The following is a 19,354-nucleotide window of genomic DNA, read 5'->3' on the forward strand; positions in this document are numbered from 1 at the left end:
ATTAACCCTAAGGATACAAAGAAAATGACAAAAGTTCTGGTGCTTTATTATTCATCTTACGGCCATATCGAGACGATGGCATATGCCGTTGCCGAAGGCGTGAAGTCTGCCGGCGCGGAAGTTGTCGTCAAGCGCGTTCCGGAACTGGTTCCTGAGGAAGTCGCCAAATCCTCGCACTTCAAGCTCGATCAGGCTGCTCCCATCGCGACTGTTGACGAACTGGCAGAATACGATGCCATCATCGTCGGCGCTGGCACCCGCTTCGGCACTGTTGCCTCACAGATGCGCAATTTCTGGGACCAGACCGGCGGTCTGTGGTTCGGCGGCAAGCTTGTCGGCAAGGTCGGCTCTGCCTTCACCTCGTCGGCCACGCAGCACGGCGGTCAGGAATCGACCATCCTTGGTTTCCTCCCCACCTTCCTGCACCACGGCATGGCCGTTGTCGGTCTGCCCTATGCCTTCCAGGGCCAGATGGGCGTCGATGAAATCAAGGGCGGTTCGCCTTATGGCGCCTCCACCATCACCGATGGCGACGGCTCGCGTCAGCCTTCTGCTATCGAACTGGAAGCCGCACGCTATCAGGGCGCACATGTCGCGAAGCTGGCCGCCAAGCTTTCTGCTTGAGCCTGCATTGCTGGAAAAAGAAATGCGGCCCGAAAGGCCGCATTTTCTTACCCCGGCATCTAACGTCGCCGGTACCGCAGGGAATGAGTTTTAAGGCGGGTCAGATCGGCAGGTTGACCATGAAAAGGCAGCTTGCAATCACGACGCCGAGCATGGAAATTTCGAGAAAACCATTCAATCCGTCACGCATTTCAATCCTCCTTGTTGATCGAAGAGAGAACGGAAAAGATTTATCGCGGTTCCATAACAGCAGAATGAAATTTAGGAAATTTTAATGCCCTGCCGCTCCGCCACAATACGGAGTGGACATCGGTGCTTCAGCCGGTAACGACGAAGGCGACCACGAGGTGGCCGAGAAGGCCGATGGCGAGGCAGGAGAGGAGAAATATGAACAGGGCTTTTTTCATGTTTCCAGAAGCTTCCATCTGTTTTTACCCTTTAAACCTGTTGTCCTGACTTGTTTCGCCTCAGTACGCCATTTTAATTCTCGACCATGGGTCTTGATGCCGTCAGGCCTTGATGTCGAGGCCAGCCTCGATTGCGGCGGCGATGAAGGCCTTGCGCGCATCCTCCGGCTTTTTCCTGCCGGCATCGACGGCGGCGCAGACCAGCAACGCCGCGTCCAACGCATCGCCGTCCTCTATCGGCCAATCCTCGATCATGGCCCAGGACGCCGCCTGCGTGGTCTCCATGCTCGTATAGTCGCCCGGCGTTTCGAACGCGATCAGGACGGGTTTTTGCCAGCGCGTGTTCATCGCTCATCCGTGTTGGTTATCGTGCCCGGCTCTAAACCAAGCGAGCAGGATGCGCAATTGGTTTCGGTTGGCTTGCGGTGCGGTCAGTCGTCGCGTCCGAACAGCCAATCGCGAATGATGCGGCGGTCTATGAGTTCGAGCGAGCGATCGGGCGCAATGCGATAGGTTTCCACCGCCCTCGTGCTGCCGTCGATGCGGAACTCGTGGCTGAAGGTACTGCCGATCGGCGATTTCGTCAGCTTGGTGCGCGGCTGGCCCTTATAGGTGATGCTGCCGGGGATCGGTTCGACATAAGCGGCCGGGCCTGAGGTCGTGCAGCCCGCAAGCGTAAGCGCGATTGCGGCCAATGATACGAGCGTTTTCATCCTGTCCTCCGAAGTGCATCTGCGAAAACGATATGGAGGCGCAACGGTTCCCCGCGAGTGATAAAGGGCAGAGCTATTCGCACCTGCTACTTTCGTCTCGGATTTTGAGTGTCGCGCGCGACCCAGCGGAAGAAAGCGTAGACGAGCAGGCCGAAGATGAAAAGCGGGATGAGGTTCGCAAAACCGGACATATGATTCTCATTTCTCCCTCCCGATCCGGGGTCTAACCGGAGAGAAAGAGGCAAGGCAAGCGTGGCGTGCAGCGCCGCAGGTAAAATGTCCGTGTGCCTGTTTGGGTAACGGTTTGCGTGCGGCGGGAAGATCGCCGGAGAAGAAGGAAACAGGTGAGACCTGGCGCACTGCCAGTGATACCAGGTCTCCCAGTCCCCCGCCAGTTTCAGGGAACGGGTGACTTGATTTAGTATGACGAACGGTACGCGATATACATAGACCGAGAAATTACCTCGAATAAATCGCTACCTTGGTCGATCACCCCGGGGGCGGAGCGTGGTGCCTAGCCAATCGCAGCCGCCGTGCGCGCGCACGACCCGCCGCATTGTCCGCAAATGCCGTTTAACCCGTTGAATCGGCTGGAGATGAATTCTCCGGCCCATGCCATAAGCGGATGAAGGAAACGGAACTTTTTGCGTGTTTGATCATTAAATACAGCGCATACCTATTATTCATGGAGGGCTAAACATGATCGGCACCATTCTCGTTATCCTCATCATTCTTTTCCTGATCGGTGCTTTGCCAAGCTGGGGTTACCACAATTACGGTTATGGTCCCTCGGGTGGCCTCGGACTGGTTCTGGTCATCGTCCTCGTTCTTGTTCTGCTGGGTCGCATCTGATCGATCCGCATTGAAGATGCAGCGACTGCCCGCACCCGCGCAAAGCCCCGGCTGCGGGCATTGTTTCTTCTGGAATATGAGTGAGATACAAAAAATGTCGGAATCCGAAGGGCTTAGGACGTGGTCGATTGCCCTTTGTCCATCGGATCGGAAAAAACAGCACATTCGGAACGAACCCTCTTGCGCGCATAATGGATTCGTTCTAAATGCCCGCCATCGCTCGAATTCATGAGCGTGTGAGGCCTCGTGGCGGAGTGGTGACGCAGAGGACTGCAAATCCTTGTACCCCGGTTCAATTCCGGGCGAGGCCTCCAAAAACTTCACCGAATAGAACCTGTTTTTTTGAACCTTTGGCCCACCTTGCGGTCATCGGCTGCCCTTGCTGTTCTAAAAAATCCCGGCCATTTCGCTTTTTCCAGCACTTACGGCTTACCGCGCTTGAAAGCGCAGGCTTGGGCAATTATGAGATTGTTTAAAGGCGAGGGGAGACCCGTGCCGTTTTGAGCTTTTGGGGCCGAGGCTTCCCGACCGGCATCCGCGAAATTGAGGCGATAACGATATGATGGATTTCGAAACCGCACGCGCCAATATGGTCGACAGCCAGTTGCGCACGACCGACGTGACGTCGCATTCTGTGCTGAAGGCGTTTTTGAGCGTGCCGCGCGAAGCTTTCGTGCCGGCGGGTGTGCGGCAGATTGCCTATGTGGACGAGGATCTGCAGATCTGTCCCGCCCGGGATGGTCGCCCGGCCCGTTACGTCATGAAGGCCTCGCCGCTGGCGAAGCTTTTGCAGCTTGCGGCGGTGACCAAGGAAGACGTGGTGCTGGAAGTCGGCGGCGGCGCCGGTTATACCGCGGCCATCCTGTCCCAGCTCGCCGGTTCTGTGGTTTCGCTCGAATGCGACGAAACGCTGGCAGCTGAGGCGACTGAGACGCTGGCCTCGCTCGGATATGACAATGTTGCTGTTGTCACCGGCGATCTCGAAAAGGGTTATGCGGGCGAAGCACCCTATGACCTGATTTTCATCAACGGCTCTGTAGAGGAAGTGCCGGCGGCACTGACCGACCAGCTGCGCGATGGCGGACGTCTGCTCGTCGTTGTCGGATACGGTAACGCTGCCAAGGCAACCGTTTACCGTCGCGATGGCAACAGCACCTCGGCTGCAACCTCTTTCAACGCGTCGATCAAGCCTCTGCCCGGTTTTGCCAAGGCGGCCGAATTCGTTTTCTGATCTTTAAAAGCGATCATTGTTTTGGACGCCGGGGTGGACTTTCCGCCCCGGCGTTTATTTTTGCGGGTGCCGCACCGGCAGACCCGCTTCGCCCACCCAATTGCCCAAAAAAACCATTCTCACAAAGCTGTGCATCACGGCGAAACTTGTCGAATCAGTGATTTAGTTCCTGACTATGCTGCCCTAGACTAAGGGTGATTCGGGGTGTGCGTATTTCTACCCCTTTTCAGGCCATCGGCCCGAAAACCGGAAGCGATTTTCGACAGGAACGGTGTGCAGATTTAAAATGTTGGAGCGTCCTTTTGGCGTCCGTATGGACGCAAGGCGGTCTAGAGAGTGGAAACCGGGGATTGATATGGCTCAGCCAAGCGTAGCGCGTGAACCGTCCATGGAAGAGATCTTGGCGTCCATACGCCGGATCATCGAAAGCAACGAGACCGGGCCTACCGGCGCGTTTTCCGGGCAGTTGCCGCCTGTCTATGACGACGAAGACGATGGCGCAGGCGAAGCGTCCTTCGTGACGGAGGCCATCAGCCCGCCGGCGCGCKTTCCCCCCGCCGCAAACCAGGCATTTGGCGCAAGGCCGGTGCAGGATTTTTCCGCGGCCTCCGAAAAGCAGACGCCAGAACAGCAGGAAATCTCGGCCGAGAAAAGCATGTCGCTTGCCGATGTCGCCGCCCGCGTTCGCGCTGCCGCCGACCGCAACGCTGCCATGGGGCCGCAGGCATTTGCCGCCCAGGCGCAGCGTGAGCCCGCGCAGGCGGCCCCGGCCGCTCATTCCTCCAGCGTACCGCAGCCTTCGGCTGCGCAACAGGTTGAACGCCCTGCGCCGCAGCGCCCGACGGATGTGCGGCCGCTGCTGGCGGCCGCTGCCGCGAGCACCAGTGAACAGCCGGCAGCTTTTGCCGCCGAGGATCGTGCTGCTGCTGCCGCTGTCGAGAGCGCAGCTTTCGAGAACCGCTTCGACCAGCTGACGCTGCGTGGCGCCATCGAAACGCCTGTAGCCCAGGATCATTTCGAGATTTCGGTGCAGGAACCTGCTGTCGAGATGCCGTCATTCGATCTGGCCGAATCCAAGGAAGAGGGCGGTTTGTCGCTCAACCTCATTTCCGAGGCTGCCGGTGCGCAGATCGCCCGTTCCTTCAGCGAACTTGCGGAAATTTTCGATGGCGTCGAACGACGCTCGATCGAGGATATGGCCGCCGAAATGCTGCGTCCGATGCTGCAGGACTGGCTGGAAGACAATCTGCCGACCCTGGTGGAGCGTCTCGTGCGTGAGGAAATCGAACGTGTGGCGCGGGGCTCGCGCCGCTAGGCTCTGTTCGTCCGCGTCTTGTAACATGCGCAAGATAATGAAACAGAGGCCGCTCCGGCACCGGGGCGGCTTTTTTGTTGAAGATGAAGGCGCTATGGGGTCATAGTCGCTGACGGGTCGGTTTCTGTTGACTCTCGACCATCCATCCTTATTTAAAAAAATCCACACAAGAACTCTAAAATTCAGGTCAGGAAATGCTCGAAAAGACCTACGATTCCGCATCCGTCGAACCGAAAATCGCCAAAGCCTGGGACGAGGCGAACGCTTTTCGTGCCGGCGCCAACGCCAAACCGGGCGCGGAAACCTTCACCATTGTCATCCCGCCGCCGAATGTCACCGGCTCCCTGCATATGGGCCATGCGCTCAACAACACGCTTCAGGACATATTGGTCCGCTTCGAGCGCATGCGCGGCAAGGACGTGTTGTGGCAGCCGGGCATGGACCATGCGGGCATCGCCACGCAGATGGTCGTCGAGCGCAAGCTGATGGAACAGCAGCTTCCGGGCCGCCGCGAAATGGGCCGTGAGGCCTTCGTGGACAAGGTCTGGGAATGGAAAGCCGAATCCGGCGGCTTGATCTTCAACCAGCTGAAGCGTCTCGGCGCGTCCTGCGACTGGTCGCGTGAGCGCTTCACCATGGATGAGGGTCTGTCCGAGGCCGTTCTCGAGGTGTTCGTCACCCTTTACAAGCAGAACCTGATCTACAAGGACAAGCGCCTCGTCAACTGGGACCCGAAGCTGCAGACCGCGATTTCCGACATGGAAGTCGAACAGCTGGAAGTGAAGGGCAACCTTTGGCACTTCCGTTATCCGCTGGAAAAGGGTGTGACCTATCAGCACCCGATCGCATTTGACGAGGAAGGCAAGCCTACCGAGTTCGAAACGCGCGATTACATCGTTGTTGCTACCACGCGGCCAGAAACCATGCTCGGCGATACCGGTGTTGCGGTGAACCCGGAAGACGAGCGCTACAAGGGCATCATTGGCAAGCATGTCATCCTGCCGATCGTTGGCCGCAAGATCCCGATCGTTGCCGATGACTATGCCGATCCGACGGCCGGAACGGGCGCCGTGAAGATCACGCCTGCGCACGACTTCAACGATTTCGAGGTCGGCAAGCGTTGCGGTCTGCGCGCCATCAACGTCATGAATATCGATGGGACGATCTCCATCAAGGAGAACGAGGATTTCCTCGAGGGCCTCAATCATCCGGCGGCGCTGCACGGCGCATGGGATCGTCTGGAAGGACAGGATCGTTTCTTCGCCCGCAAGGTCATCGTCGAAATCTTCGAGGAAGCCGGCCTGCTCGACAAGATCGAGCCGCACAAGCACGTCGTGCCGCATGGCGACCGTGGCGGCGTGCCGATCGAGCCGCGCCTCACCGACCAGTGGTGGGTGGACAACAAGACGCTGGCTCAGCCGGCCATTGCCTCGGTTCGCGAAGGCCGCACCAATTTCGTGCCTAAGAACTGGGAAAACACCTATTTTCAGTGGATGGAGAATATCCAGCCCTGGTGTATCTCGCGGCAATTGTGGTGGGGACACCAGATTCCGGCATGGTACGGCCCTGACGGGCAGGTCTTCGTTGAAAAGACCGAGGAAGAGGCGCTTCAGGCCGCTATCCAGCATTATATCGCCCATGAAGGTCCGTGGAAGGCCTGGGTCGAGGAGAAGCTTGAAAACTTCAAGCCGGGTGAAATTCTGACCCGTGACGAAGACGTTCTCGATACTTGGTTCTCATCGGCGCTGTGGCCGTTCTCGACGCTCGGCTGGCCGGAAAAGACACCGGAACTGGCGCGGTATTATCCAACCAATGTGCTTGTCACCGGTTTCGACATCATCCCGTTCTGGGTCGTCCGCATGATGCAGATGGGTCTGCATTTCATGAAGGACGATGCCGGCAATCCGGTCGAGCCGTTCAGCACCGTCTACATCCATGCGCTCGTTCGCGACAAGAACGGCCAGAAGATGTCCAAGTCCAAGGGCAACGTCATCGATCCCCTGGAACTGATCGACGAATACGGTGCGGATGCGCTGCGCTTCACGCTCGCCATCATGGCGGCGCAGGGTCGTGACGTGAAACTCGATCCGGCACGTATCGCCGGTTATCGCAACTTCGGCACGAAGCTATGGAACGCCACGCGTTTTGCCGAAATGAACGGTGTAAAGCGCGATCCACATTTCCTGGCCGAAACCGCATCGCTGACGATCAACCGGTGGATCCTTACCGAGCTTGCCAACACCGCGCGCGATGTGACGGCGGCTCTTGAGAACTTCCGGTTCAACGATGCATCCGGTATCCTCTACCGTTTCGTCTGGAACCAGTTCTGCGACTGGTACCTGGAACTGCTCAAGCCCGTGTTCGGTGGCGAGGATGAGGCGGCAAAGGCGGAATCGCAGGCCTGCGCGGCCTATGTTCTGGATGAGATCTACAAGCTCCTGCATCCCTTCATGCCTTTCATGACGGAAGAGCTGTGGGCGCATACGGCGGGCGAGGGCGAGGAGCGGGCTGATCTTCTCTGCCTTACCGACTGGCCGACTCCGGAATTCCGCGACGATGCCGCGGCTGCGGAAATCAACTGGCTGATCGATCTGGTTTCGGGCATCCGCTCTACGCGTGCCGAGATGAACGTGCCGCCGGGCGCCACCGCATCGCTGGTGGTGGTCGGTGCCAATACCTCGACAGAAGCGCGGCTGGACCGCCATGCCGCCGCCATCCGGCGCCTGGCGCGTGCCGATGAAATCCGTGGTGCCGATGTGGCGCCAAAAGGTTCCGCGCAGATCATCATCGGTGAGGCCACGGTCTGCCTGCCGCTCGGTAACCTCGTCGATCTCGCGGCCGAAAAGGCCCGTCTCGAAAAGGCGATCGGCAAGGTGGATGCGGAGATGGAACGCATCGACAAGAAGCTGTCGAACGAAAAATTCGTGGCCAATGCCGATCCGGAGGTTGTGGCCGCCGAGCGCGAGCGTAAGGCGGAACTGGAAGTTCAGCTGACAAGTCTTCGAACCGCCCTGCAGCGGGTCAGCGAAGCAGGATAAGGTTCCTGTTGCGTGTAAAATCAAAACGCCCCGTGAAAACGGGGCGTTTTGCGTTCTGTCAGGGCCGGCTCAATTCATTGCTGCGTTGCAATGGCGAATCATGCACTGCGTGATAGCGCGATTATTTCTGCCGCGAGGCGCACAAAACCGCGCGGGAAGACGAAAAAGATCAATAAAAACGGCCTGATAAGCGATTTTCTTCGGAAACGTCCAACTGTGGTTATTTGGCGACATTTCCGGTGCGGATTGGGAGTTTGTTTCGTTTTGTGTCGTTTTTTCTAATTGGATTAGAATAATAGCCTAAAATGATTATGTAAGATGCCAAACATCAAAAACTTACGTAAAAAAATGGCCATCCGGTGGCAACCGCGCCGCGCCACGGCAGATTGTCATTTGCCGCAAAGCATTTCACTCTCTCAATGATCACATTGCCTTGATTGGGGAGAGAGATGGCAAAAACTGCATTTTTTCGCGGCGCAGTATGTTTCGTAGCCAGCATCGCGGCGGTCACGCCTTCACTGGCGGGCGGCCTCGAGCGCGGTGGCTACAATATCGACCTGCTGTTCGACCCGTCCGACTATGTTCTCGACAGTTCCGCTACATTCGTTGCGCCACAGCGCAAGGTTGAGAATGCGCGTGACAATCCGCTGAAGAGCGGTCCGCTGCCTGCGACTTGGTCAAGGAGCGCAGATGACTCTGAAAACTTCTGGTCGACCCGCATCGGCGCCAAGGCGGCAATCGGCGATTTCGGCGACTGCATGTTCGATTATTCGCAGCCTTGGGGCGCGCACCTCAATCCGGGCATCTGGCAGGGATCAAGCTACAATATCGAAACCAAGGTAAAGTCGCACAATTACGCCACCACCTGCCGTGTGAAGTTTGATCTTGGCAAGGGCGACTTCTCGATTATCGGCGGCGGCTTTTACCAGGAGATCAGCGGTTATAAATACCGTCAGGTTCTTGGGCCAGCTGTTCTTGGCCTCAATCCGGCCTGGTCCAGCTTCAGCGGCGTCGGCAAACTTGAGATGGAAGGGGACGGTTGGGGTTGGCGCGCCGGCGTTGCCTACGAAATCCCCGAGGTCGCCTTCCGGGCGAGCCTTGTTTATAACAGCGCCGTCGATCATGACCTGACCGGTTTCGCCGACGTCAGAGGAGTTCCGCAGACGCCGCCGTCCATCTCTCCGACGCTGGCGAAATACGGCGGCAAGCTGGTGCCGATCTATGGCTCCGTTTCGATGCCAGACAGCATCGAACTGAAGGTGCAATCCGGCATAGCGCCGGACTGGCTGGCTTTCGGTTCGGTGAAGTGGACTGACTGGAGCCAGATTCAGGTCATTCCTTTCTGCGCGGTAGGGACGTCTCCCTGCGTTCCGAGCGGCGCTGACACGCTGAACACGCTAGATCTGTTTTATCGTGATGGCTGGACGATCTCCGGCGGCGTTGGTCATAAGTTCAACGAGCAGTGGAGCGGTGCTGTGAGCCTGACCTGGGATCGCGGTACATCGACGGTCATCGGCACCCAGACCGACACCTGGACGCTGGGCACGCAGATCGTCTACTCGCCGAACAAGAATATCGAGTTCAAGGTTGCCGGTGCTCTCGGCCTCCTGACCTCCGGTAGCTCATCCATCAACGGTGGACCTTGCGGTGCGGGCTTCACCTGCGGCAATGAGGCGGGCTACGACTTCGGCAACGATCTCGTGGCTGCGATCTCTACGGGCGTCAAGGTCAAGTTCTGATACCATTCGCCACACCTGAACGAAAAGAAAGGTCCGGTTTACCAACCGGACCTTTTTTCATTCCCGACTATGATTCCTGCTCGATAAAAATTTCTAGCCCGAAAGTTTTGTGACGATTTGGCAACACTTTTCTGCAAGCGTGGTGCCGCGTTGGAATCTGGGCATATCTGTCCATTTCCCGCCACAAACAAGGTGCTTGGCTTCTGTTTATGGACGCGGGGATGGAAGAACATGCAGGCGTTTGATGTGGGCCTGCGGAGTTGCGAAGAGTGAAAACGGGTTTGGATTCAGGGTTTAAGCAAGTAATACGGGAATTTGATCCGGGTTTCTTGTTTGGCGCTGACCGGCAGGCGGTCAAACGCCGTTATATTGCCGGAAATTATGCCTATATCTGTCTCACTGAAAATTTGGAGCAATTACCGCATATGACCACCGGCAGTGCGCTGGAAAGTGCTGCCGGAAAGACGCAGTGTGTTCGAAAAATCGCGACCCGGCGGGGTTCAGCTTTGCAGTATTCCGCAAGTATTGGCTATATGCCGGGAAGAGTGAGAGAAGTTCGCCTAAATGCTGAAATGTGAAGCACATGTTCTAAAGCCGCTCATCATGAGCCTTTTGCTTGCGTCGCTCGCAATGCCGGTGCTGGCTTTTGACATCAACGCAGGCGTTACCAAGGAATCCGGCCCCTTCGACCTGTTCAAGTTCGGCTTCAAGGCCTACAAGAACGGTAACAAGGACGAAGCCGTAGAGGCCTATCGCTATGCGGCCGAAAAGGGCCATACCGGCTCGCGCTGGGCGCTTGCCAATATGTATGCCTTCGGCGATGGCGTTGCCAAGAACGACTTCGAAGCTTTCAAGATCTACAGCGAAATTGCCAGCCAGGGCGTCGAGCCGGGCTCCGAGGATACCGGCTTCTTCGTCAACGCGCTGCTTTCTCTTGCCGATTATTACCGCCACGGCATTCCCGGCACTCCGGTAAAGATGGACCTGTCGCAGGCCCGCCAGCTATATTTTCAGGTGGCTTCCACCTTTGGCGTGGCTGAGGCCCAGTTCCGTCTGGCGGAAATGATCCTTGCGGGTGAGGGCGGCCGGGCGGATGTGCAGCAGGCCAAGAAGTGGCTCAATCAGGCACGCAAGCACGGCCATGCCGGCGCCATGTCGATTTTCGGTAATCTGCTTTTCCAGGAAGGCCAGACGACGCAGGGACTCGCCTTCATGACGGCCGCGCTCGACAAGTGCACGGCGGTGGATTGCACCTGGATCCAAACCCTTCAGGAACAGGCTTTTTCGCTCGCGGGTGAAAACGATCGCCGCGCGGCCATCGCGCTGGCGCAGAACATGCAGATCGACGATCCGAACTGACAATTATGTCTATTGTGGCTGAGGCGACTCAGAGCACGTCCTGTTTAAACGGAATCGTTTGACGTGCTCTAACTCGTCGTTTCGGAGCACTTTTACCGGAAATTCTCTAACTCGCCCGGCGAGCGCCGTTCAATTGATCGGCGTGAAATTGAAATAACCGCAGACCGGTACGTGGTCGGACGGTTTTTCCCAGGCCCGCACATGTTTTTCGATGCTCACCGATTCCAGCCTGTCGGCCGCTTCCGCCGACAGCATGAGATGGTCGATGCGGATGCCGTTATTCTTCGGCCATGCGCCAGCCTGATAATCCCAGAAGGAATAAAGTCCGGGTTCATCCGTCGTCGCGCGTGCGGCATCGGTAAAGCCGAGATTTTCCAGCCTGCGGAATGCCGAGCGCGTCTTGGGCAGGAACAGCGCATCGCCAGCCCAGACCCGCGGATCGTGGCAATCGAAGGGTTCGGGGATGACGTTGTAGTCACCCGCCAGAATAAGCGGCTCCTCAAGCGCAAGGCGATCTTCGGCAAAGCGGCGTAGCCGCTCCATCCATGCGAGCTTGTAGGGATATTTGACCGGATCGTCAGGCGGATTGCCGTTCGGCAGGTAGAGCGAGCAGACCCGGATCGCACCGCCATCAACGGAAAACACACCCTCGATGAAGCGCGCCTGTTCATCGGCATCGTCGCCCGGCAGGCCGCGATTGATCTCGTCGGGCTTCATCTTCGACAGAAGGGCGACGCCGTTGAAGCCCTTCTGGCCATGGGTCTCGACGTGATAGCCGAGCGCTTCCAGCTCAAGGCGGGGAAAGCCTTCGTCAACCGACTTGATTTCCTGAAGGCAAACGATGTCGGGCGATGAATCCTTCAACCACTGGCAGAGGTTTTCGATACGCGCCTTGACGCCATTGATGTTCCAGGTGGCAATCTTCATCGGAGTTTCCCTTTTGTGAGGTTACTTTTACCCGATGCAAAAGCGATTGCCACCGTTTTTGGAAACGGCTGGTGAGGATGTGGTGGATAGAGGGGAGGTTGGTAGAGTGAACTGGGCCGCGAAGTCAGCGTCATGTCTCTATCCCTTCATTCCTGTGCTTGTCACAGGAATCCAGTCGACGCGCGTCTGCGCGGCGGGGAGACAGGGATGAGGCAGGAGAGGGACGCGGATCACCTCAAAGCTGAGAGCATTGAGGCAGAGCCGCGGGCCGTTTCACTCAGATCGAGAAGCTGGTGCCGCAGCCGCAGCTTGCGACCGCGTTCGGGTTCTTGATCTGGAAGGACTGGCCGAGCAGATTGTCGACGAAGTCGATTTCAGAGCCGGCCATATAGACAACCGACAGGCTGTCGATCAGCACCTTGGCGTCTCCGCGCGCAATCACGATGTCGTCATCGGAGGGGTCTTCCGCCAGGTCGAACTTGTAGGAGAAGCCCGAGCAGCCGCCGCCTTCCACCGAAACACGCAGAGCCTGCTTGCCCGCATCCGCTGCGACGATCTGGGCGATTCGCTTCGCTGCGGCTTCCGAAAGTGTAATGTCGCTGTTTTCCATGTCGTTCCTCGTGCCGGGGTCAAGAACCGGAGAGCAATAGATTTGTCGCCACCATTATAAACCAGTCAAATAAACGGTCTATAGCGATGTCCGCAACGGCCTTTGCAGCGATGATGCTTTGCGCCGACCTTTGCGATAGGTATGAAGGGTGGATGAAAAGGTCAATGGTCAAAGGCCATGGACTTCGGGTCAAAGGAAGTCCCGGCCAGAGAACAGTACAGGTGGATGAATGATTATAGACCAGCGCGCATTGGGTTTCGGAAGTGGCGAGAGGGCGGTTTTCGCCTCTGATCCATGGACCACGCGCGGGCGTCTTTTTGCCGAGGAGGGGAGCCTGACGCGCTCGGAGTTCCAGCGCGACCGGGACCGCATCGTCCACACCACGGCCTTTCGCCGGCTTAAACACAAGACGCAGGTTTTCATCAGCCCTGACGGCGACCATTACCGCACCCGGCTCACCCACACGATTGAGGTGGCGCAGATTGCCCGCGCACTCGCACGCGCTCTGAAGCTGGACGAGGATCTGGCCGAGGGCGTGGCTCTGGTGCATGATTTCGGCCACACGCCGTTCGGCCATACCGGAGAGGATGCGCTGGATGCGGTGTTGTTGCCCTATGGCGGCTTCGATCACAACGCGCAGTCGCTGCGCATCGTCACCAAGCTGGAGCGCCGCTACGCCGAATATGACGGCATCAACCTGACATGGGAGACGCTGGAGGGGCTGGTGAAGCACAATGGCCCGCTGGTCAATGCCGAGGGCGAGGGCGTGAAGGGCCCGGTTCCGCTGCCCATCCTCGAATATTGCGAACTGCAGGATCTGGAAATCGGCAGCTATGCCAGCCTTGAGGCACAGATGGCGGCTATTGCCGACGACATCGCCTATAATACCCATGATATCGATGACGGCCTGCGTGCCGGTTATCTGAGCTTCGAGATGCTGGAAGAGGTGCCTTTCCTCAGCAAGCTGATGGCTGAGGTACGTGCGAAATATCCCGTGCTCGACAAGGAACGCTTCGCCAATGAAATCATGCGTCGCCAGATCACCCATATGGTCGAGGATGTAATCGGGGTCGCGCAGCAGAATCTTTCCCGGCTGAAACCGAAGAGTGCGGCCGATATCCGCGCCGCCGATTTTACCGTCGCGACTTTCTCGCCGGAAATGGCTGAAACCGACAGACAGATCAAGAAACTGCTGTTTGCCCATATCTACCGGCATCCGGAAATCATGCGCATCCGCGCCGGCGCTACGCAGATCGTTACCGACCTTTTCCACCGTTATATGGAAGTGCCGGCAGAGATGCAGAGTCACTACTGGGTGGACAGCATTTCCGGTATGAGCAAGGCCGCAAAAGCCCGCCATGTGGGGGATTATCTGGCTGGTATGACCGACAGTTATGCACTGCGCGCCCACCAGCGGCTGTTTGACCACACCCCCGATTTGCGATAGGGCAGCGGGCGATCGCGAAGCCAACCCGGTTATGATGGCCGGACATGAACAGAAGCCCTTCGCGCAGGTTGGAACGATGAACATTTTTGCCGATTTCGATACCAGGATCAAAAACGCGCTCGAGACTCTCGATCTCGTGAAAGAGAACCGCGAAAAGGTCGATTTCAGTCGAATTACGGTCGAATCCCCGCGCGATCTGAGCCATGGCGATGTCGCAACTAATGCCGCTATGGTGTTGGCGAAGCCGCTCGGCACCAATCCCCGGGCGCTGGCCGAACTCATCGTGCCAGCACTTCAGGCAGATGGCGACGTCGATAGCGTCAACGTCGCTGGTCCCGGCTTCATCAATCTCAAGGTCTCTGTCGGTTACTGGCAGCGTCTTCTTGCCGACATGATCGGGCAGGGCATCGATTTCGGCCGCTCGAAGATCGGTACGGGCCAGAAGATCAACGTCGAATATGTCTCCGCCAACCCCACCGGTCCGATGCATGTCGGCCATTGCCGTGGTGCTGTCGTGGGTGACACGCTGGCGAACCTGCTCGCCTTCGCCGGTTATGGCGTGACCAAGGAATATTACATCAACGACGCCGGCTCGCAGATCGACGTGCTCGCGCGTTCGGTCTTCCTGCGTTATCGCGAGGCGCTTGGCGAAGATATCGGCGCCATTCCGTCGGGCTTCTACCCCGGTGACTATCTCGTTCCAGTCGGCCAGGCGCTGGCGAATGAATATGGCATCAAGCTGCGCGCCATGCCCGAGGAAAAGTGGCTACCTATCGTCAAGGACAAGGCGATCGCCGCAATGATGGTGATGATCCGCGAGGATCTGGAGACGCTGAACGTCAAGCACGACGTGTTCTTCTCGGAGCGCACGCTGCATGAGGGCAATGGCGGCCCCATTCTCTCGGCCATCAACGATCTCACCTTCAAGGGCCACGTCTACAAGGGCACCTTGCCGCCGCCGAAGGGCGAGTTGCCGGAAGACTGGGAAGACCGCGAGCAGACGCTGTTCCGGTCCACCGAGGTGGGCGACGACATGGACCGTGCGCTGATGAAGTCGGACGGTTCCTACACCTATTTTGCCGCCGACGTCGCCTATTTCAAGAACAAGTTCGATCGCGGTTTTTCCGAGATGATCTATGTGCTCGGCGCCGACCACGGCGGCTATGTGAAGCGGCTTGAAGCGGTTGCGCGCGCCGTCTCGGAAGGCAAGTCGAAGCTGACGGTTCTTCTGTGCCAGCTCGTGAAGCTGTATCGCGATGGCGAGCCGGTGAAGATGTCGAAACGCTCAGGCGATTTCGTCACGCTGCGCGATGTGGTGGACGAAGTAGGTCGCGATCCCGTGCGATTCATGATGCTCTATCGGAAGAATTCCGAGCCGCTGGACTTCGATTTTGCGAAAGTGACCGAACAATCGAAGGATAATCCGGTCTTTTACGTGCAATATGCGCATGCCCGTTGCATGTCCATCTTCCGCCAGGCGCAGGAAGCGTTTCCGGGTCTTGCGCTCTCGCAGGACGACATGTCGTCTTCCGTTGCTTTGATTAGCGATATCAACGAGTTGCAGCTGGTTGCAAAGCTTGCTGAGTACCCGCGCCTGATCGAATCCGCAGCCCTTGCGCACGAGCCGCACAGGCTTGCTTTTTACCTCTATGATCTCGCCAGTTCCTTCCATGGACACTGGAACAAAGGTAAAGACCATCAGGAATTACGTTTTATTAACGATAAAAACCGAGAATTGAGCATTGCCAGACTCGGGCTGGTGAATGCTGTCGCGAATGTTTTGAAGTCTGGTCTTACGCTTTTAGGAGCGGACGCGCCTGACGAGATGCGATAACATATCACCATTATTTGCTCACAATACGCTGGCAAGAGCTGCAATGCGTAGATGGTGGAACACGTAATGGTCGAAAAAAATGTCGCGTATAACCGGGACGCCCGGTCTGAAGGGTTCGCTGACAACGATCCTCTGGCAGAACTGGCGCGTATCGTCGGTTTCGATGAGCGTCCTTCGCATGCGGGTTCCGAAGCTGCGCCACGCGCCGGCTCTGCGGCAACCCGCCGCGAACCCGAATTCAATCTCGAAGACGAGTTGCTTCGAGAGTTCGAGGTTTACGATGCGCCGCATGCCGATCCGGTCGTTCTTGACCCGGCAAACGATGTGCGTGCGGGCATCCACCCCAGCGACTTCATGCAGCGCGTCGAATCGGTTTTCGCCCGACGTGAGCCTGAGCTTGCGCCAGCGGACGAACCCGCGTTCGAGGCAAGCCCCGCACCCGAAGTGAGCCAGGAGCCACTTCCCGAGGCCGATCAGGCCTACATTCACAATTACGTCGAGACGTCGACGCAGGACATCCGCGCGGATTTCCGTGACGATGCCGGTGCGGTTGCCGAGGTTTTCGATGTGCATTCGCGCCAGTCGCGCCCTGCCGAGCCGGTGGTTTACCAGCAGGCAGCATGGGAAGAGCCGCAGGCTGTCGAGCCGGCTCAAAGCACCTGGCACGCTATGCCTGAGCTTCCGGCCGATGTTTCGAGCAATATTGCGCATTCCGATCAGAGCCATGCGCCTGAGCCGCAGGCTTTCGATCTTGCGGATGAGGTAGAGATCGCCGTCGCCGAAGCGCCTGCACCGATTTCCGTGCGTCCGCCTTCGCATGGTGGCCGTTCTTCGCTGGAATTTTCCAGCCTGCGTCTGCCGCTTGCCAATTTCGGCGCGCGCCGCGATGTTGCGGCAGGTGATCCCAAGCGGATCGAGCCGAGGGCCGAAGCGCTGCCTGCAGCCCGGATCGAGCCACAGGCCGAACCAGTTCCGGCGCCTGAGCCCGTCTTCGTTCAGGCGGAAGAAACTGCACCTACCTTTGCGCCTTCGGTTGCAGAAAAGCCGGTTGAAACAAATCTTTCGCCGATGGACGAGCTGATCTACGGCGTTGCGAAATATTCCATTCCCGGACGCGGCGAAGAGCCTGTCGTTCAGGATGCCCCCATCGCACAGGCTGCGCCTATCGTTCCGGCTGCAAGAGTGGAGCCGCCTTTGGTTGCCACGGCGCCGGTTGCCGCAGCCCCTGTAAAGGCAGCCCCGGCCGTAACAGAGCCGCCCGTTCAGGAGCCGGACTTTGGGGATTTCGCAGGTTTCAACGACGATGACTTCGAGCTTGCGCTTGATGATCTCGATCTTGACCTCGACCTGTCCGAAATCGCTGCAGCGGAAGTTGCACCTGCGCCTGTGCCGCAGCCCGTTCGCCAGCAGCCGGTCGCTCCGGTAGCGGTTGCTGCCGCCGCGCCGCAGCCGGTGCGGGAACAGCCAGCACCTCAGCCGCGCCCGGCCCCGGTTGCTGCAATTCCGGTGGCCGCCCCTCCGGTTCAGCCGCGTCCGGTCGCAGCCGCACCGCAGCCGGTTGCACCACAAACGCTGGAAAGCCTGCCTTTCGATCCCTCGCAGATCGGTGAGACGGAAGAACATCCGGAAAATATTACCGAGATGGACGTGCCGGAATTGCCGGTCGGCGTTTTCGAACCCAAGCCTGTCGCCCGTCGTCACGAAGAAGACCTCGATATCGACACCGAGCTCGCAACGCTGTTTGCCCCGGCGGTTGCCGGTGGTCTTGACCGTCACAAACATGCGGAAAACCGGGCTGCTGCCCCGCAGGCGCGTCCTCAGGCACAGGGTCCGGAGGAGGTCGACGAATTTGAGCGGGCGCTGGAAGAAGATTTCCGCCGCTCCATGCAGGAGGCTGCTGCCTCGCGTGGCAATGCGCCGCGCGATGCCGAGAATACCTATGTCGACCATCAGCCGGCCTATCGCGAAGAAGAAGAACGCGGCGGTCGCCGCTGGATCATGCCGGTTGCCGCAGCAATCGGTCTGGTGCTTGTCGGTGGTGGTGTTTACGCGCTGATGTCGGGCGGTTCGTCCGGTGCGGGCTCCAACGGCGCGCCGGTCATCATTTCCGCCGATAACGACCCGATGAAGGTGGTGCCGGAAAATCCGGGTGGCCGCGTCGTGCCCAATCAAGACAAGGCGGTTTACGACCGCGTGGCCGGTGGTAGCGCTGCCGATCCGAAGCAACCGGCGCTGATCTCCAGCAACGAAAAGCCTGTCGATGTGGTCCAGCGTACGCTGATACCCGAACAGCTGCCGCTGGAAGGTGAAAACGACGCGGACATGGAAGCCACCGGCACGCCGGTTGGCGAGACTGAAGATCCGCGCCTGCTTTCGCCGGAAGAAAAGGCCAGCCAGAACGAAGGTGCCGGTGCGACGGGCGTTTCGCCGCGCAAGGTCCGTACCATGATCGTCAAGCCTGATGGTACGCTGGTTGCACAGGAAGTCGATGCGCCTGCTGCCCAGCCACCGAAGGCCGACAAGGTCGCGGAGCTTGCTGCACCGCAGGCAGCCAAACCGGGTGAGGGTGCTCCCGCCGTCATCGCCGCTTCGCGTGTTCCGGTTGCGCCTGAACACCCGCAGGCCAATACGCCAGCCGCTTCCTCCACACCGGCCTCGCAGTCGGCTGCGCCCGTTCCTTCGGCGCGTCCGTCTGCACAGCCTTCCAATGTGGTGGCAACGGTGACCAATCAGGGCAACGTCCGTCCTGCTGCAACTGCTCCGGCCCAGCCGCAGGCTGCACAGCAGCAGACAGCCGCCGCCATGCCCGCAGCAACGAGCGCGCCGTCTTCGGGTGGTTATTACATCCAGATCGCGTCCCTGCCCAGCCAGGCGGAGGCCCAGAAGTCCTACCAGAACATGTCGGCCAAGTTCGGTTCGGTCATTTCTGGTCGGGGCGTCGACATCAAGGCCGCTGAGATCGCCGGCAAGGGCACGTTCTACCGCGTCCGCATCCCGGCGGGGGACAAGAACGAAGCCGTGGCGCTGTGCGAAAAGTTCCGCGCAGCTGGCGGCAGCTGCCTGGTGGCGCGCTGATAGCGGCTGATCCGGTTGAGTGAAGATTGGGGCTGCCGTCTAAGGCAGCCCTCGCAGTGGGGAAAAGCTTTCCTCACATTCGACGTCATCCTCGGCCCCGTGCCGAGGATCTGCCAACGTTTCGCCAACCGTTAGGTTGCAGATGCTCGGGAAAGGCCCGAGCATGACGGCGGAGGGGTTGTC

Annotated in this window: 15 protein-coding genes and 1 tRNA gene; 12 read left to right on the plus strand and 4 right to left on the minus strand. The window is 58.6% G+C overall.

Features of this window, described 5'->3' with window-relative positions:
* Positions 1-24 precede the first annotated feature (24 nt).
* Positions 25-624: an NAD(P)H:quinone oxidoreductase type IV gene (wrbA, locus tag AC1DCP_RS06030; protein WP_019566148.1), complete on the plus strand. Its 600-nt coding sequence runs from the start codon at positions 25-27 to the stop codon at positions 622-624.
* Between the two features lie 509 nt (positions 625-1,133).
* Here wrbA and AC1DCP_RS06035 read toward each other — a convergent pair.
* The gene (locus tag AC1DCP_RS06035; protein WP_476774183.1) at positions 1,134-1,379 is read right to left on the minus strand and encodes a DUF982 domain-containing protein; all 246 of its coding nucleotides are present in this window, start codon (positions 1,377-1,379) and stop codon (positions 1,134-1,136) included.
* Positions 1,380-1,462: 83 nt separating this feature from the next.
* Positions 1,463-1,744 carry a hypothetical protein gene (locus tag AC1DCP_RS06040; protein WP_003515633.1) on the minus strand — a complete coding sequence of 94 codons (282 nt, stop codon included), beginning with the start codon at positions 1,742-1,744 and terminating at the stop codon, positions 1,463-1,465.
* Positions 1,745-2,443: 699 nt separating this feature from the next.
* On the opposite strand from AC1DCP_RS06040, the gene AC1DCP_RS06045 reads away from it, so the two are divergent.
* The 8 genes from AC1DCP_RS06045 (at position 2,444) to exoR (ending at position 11,278) form a co-directional block, all read left to right on the plus strand.
* A complete protein-coding gene (locus AC1DCP_RS06045; protein WP_003515628.1) occupies positions 2,444-2,596 on the plus strand; it encodes a DUF3309 family protein in 153 nt (50 codons plus the stop codon).
* 240 nt (positions 2,597-2,836) lie between these two features.
* A tRNA-Cys gene (locus tag AC1DCP_RS06050) sits at positions 2,837-2,910 on the plus strand.
* 245 nt (positions 2,911-3,155) lie between these two features.
* On the plus strand, positions 3,156-3,827 hold the full coding sequence (locus AC1DCP_RS06055) for a protein-L-isoaspartate O-methyltransferase family protein (protein ID WP_065687295.1): 672 nt from the start codon (positions 3,156-3,158) through the stop codon (positions 3,825-3,827).
* Positions 3,828-4,182: 355 nt separating this feature from the next.
* Entirely contained in the window at positions 4,183-5,142 is a 960-nt protein-coding gene (popZ, locus tag AC1DCP_RS06060; protein ID WP_476774184.1) for a cell division protein PopZ, read from the plus strand.
* A 194-nt stretch (positions 5,143-5,336) separates the two neighbouring features.
* Positions 5,337-8,180, plus strand: coding sequence for a valine--tRNA ligase (locus tag AC1DCP_RS06065; RefSeq protein WP_065687297.1), 2,844 nt, complete (start codon positions 5,337-5,339; stop codon positions 8,178-8,180).
* 449 nt (positions 8,181-8,629) lie between these two features.
* Positions 8,630-9,919 (plus strand): outer membrane protein transport protein, encoded by a 1,290-nt coding sequence (locus AC1DCP_RS06070; protein WP_003515621.1) that lies wholly within the window; start codon positions 8,630-8,632, stop codon positions 9,917-9,919.
* A 269-nt stretch (positions 9,920-10,188) separates the two neighbouring features.
* Positions 10,189-10,497 carry a hypothetical protein gene (locus AC1DCP_RS06075; RefSeq protein ID WP_233283652.1) on the plus strand — a complete coding sequence of 103 codons (309 nt, stop codon included), beginning with the start codon at positions 10,189-10,191 and terminating at the stop codon, positions 10,495-10,497.
* Positions 10,484-11,278 carry an exopolysaccharide production regulator ExoR gene (gene exoR, locus AC1DCP_RS06080; RefSeq protein WP_003515620.1) on the plus strand — a complete coding sequence of 265 codons (795 nt, stop codon included), beginning with the start codon at positions 10,484-10,486 and terminating at the stop codon, positions 11,276-11,278. Before AC1DCP_RS06075 ends, exoR begins: the two co-directional genes overlap by 14 nt.
* Before the next feature lie 129 nt (positions 11,279-11,407).
* Here exoR and xth read toward each other — a convergent pair whose 3' ends face one another.
* Positions 11,408-12,205 carry an exodeoxyribonuclease III gene (gene xth / locus AC1DCP_RS06085; RefSeq protein ID WP_003515617.1) on the minus strand — a complete coding sequence of 266 codons (798 nt, stop codon included), beginning with the start codon at positions 12,203-12,205 and terminating at the stop codon, positions 11,408-11,410.
* Between the two features lie 277 nt (positions 12,206-12,482).
* Positions 12,483-12,815 carry an iron-sulfur cluster insertion protein ErpA gene (gene erpA, locus AC1DCP_RS06090; RefSeq protein ID WP_065687298.1) on the minus strand — a complete coding sequence of 111 codons (333 nt, stop codon included), beginning with the start codon at positions 12,813-12,815 and terminating at the stop codon, positions 12,483-12,485.
* Between the two features lie 229 nt (positions 12,816-13,044).
* Here erpA and AC1DCP_RS06095 point away from each other — a divergent pair, with 229 nt between their 5' ends.
* The 3 genes from AC1DCP_RS06095 (at position 13,045) to AC1DCP_RS06105 (ending at position 19,171) form a co-directional block, all read left to right on the plus strand.
* A complete protein-coding gene (locus AC1DCP_RS06095) occupies positions 13,045-14,262 on the plus strand; it encodes a deoxyguanosinetriphosphate triphosphohydrolase (protein WP_003515612.1) in 1,218 nt (405 codons plus the stop codon).
* Between the two features lie 76 nt (positions 14,263-14,338).
* Positions 14,339-16,096: an arginine--tRNA ligase gene (argS, locus tag AC1DCP_RS06100; protein WP_065687406.1), complete on the plus strand. Its 1,758-nt coding sequence runs from the start codon at positions 14,339-14,341 to the stop codon at positions 16,094-16,096.
* A gap of 66 nt (positions 16,097-16,162) precedes the next feature.
* The gene (locus AC1DCP_RS06105) at positions 16,163-19,171 is read left to right on the plus strand and encodes an SPOR domain-containing protein (RefSeq protein ID WP_112152876.1); all 3,009 of its coding nucleotides are present in this window, start codon (positions 16,163-16,165) and stop codon (positions 19,169-19,171) included.
* Positions 19,172-19,354: the final 183 nt, after the last annotated feature.

It is taken from the genome of Agrobacterium sp. 10T429 (genome assembly GCF_056393925.1).

Excerpts from the sequence above, each read along its gene's own strand:
- AC1DCP_RS06035 (WP_476774183.1), bottom strand. The coding sequence starts at position 1,379 with ATGAACACGCGCTGGCAAAAACCCGTCCTGATCGCGTTCGAAACGCCG.
- exoR (WP_003515620.1), top strand. The coding sequence starts at position 10,484 with ATGCTGAAATGTGAAGCACATGTTCTAAAGCCGCTCATCATGAGCCTT.
- AC1DCP_RS06045 (WP_003515628.1), top strand. The coding sequence starts at position 2,444 with ATGATCGGCACCATTCTCGTTATCCTCATCATTCTTTTCCTGATCGGT.
- AC1DCP_RS06055 (WP_065687295.1), top strand. The coding sequence starts at position 3,156 with ATGATGGATTTCGAAACCGCACGCGCCAATATGGTCGACAGCCAGTTG.
- AC1DCP_RS06065 (WP_065687297.1), top strand. The coding sequence starts at position 5,337 with ATGCTCGAAAAGACCTACGATTCCGCATCCGTCGAACCGAAAATCGCC.
- xth (WP_003515617.1), bottom strand. The coding sequence starts at position 12,205 with ATGAAGATTGCCACCTGGAACATCAATGGCGTCAAGGCGCGTATCGAA.
- erpA (WP_065687298.1), bottom strand. The coding sequence starts at position 12,815 with ATGGAAAACAGCGACATTACACTTTCGGAAGCCGCAGCGAAGCGAATC.
- wrbA (WP_019566148.1), top strand. The coding sequence starts at position 25 with ATGACAAAAGTTCTGGTGCTTTATTATTCATCTTACGGCCATATCGAG.
- AC1DCP_RS06070 (WP_003515621.1), top strand. The coding sequence starts at position 8,630 with ATGGCAAAAACTGCATTTTTTCGCGGCGCAGTATGTTTCGTAGCCAGC.
- AC1DCP_RS06105 (WP_112152876.1), top strand. The coding sequence starts at position 16,163 with ATGGTCGAAAAAAATGTCGCGTATAACCGGGACGCCCGGTCTGAAGGG.
- AC1DCP_RS06095 (WP_003515612.1), top strand. The coding sequence starts at position 13,045 with ATGATTATAGACCAGCGCGCATTGGGTTTCGGAAGTGGCGAGAGGGCG.
- argS (WP_065687406.1), top strand. The coding sequence starts at position 14,339 with ATGAACATTTTTGCCGATTTCGATACCAGGATCAAAAACGCGCTCGAG.
- AC1DCP_RS06040 (WP_003515633.1), bottom strand. The coding sequence starts at position 1,744 with ATGAAAACGCTCGTATCATTGGCCGCAATCGCGCTTACGCTTGCGGGC.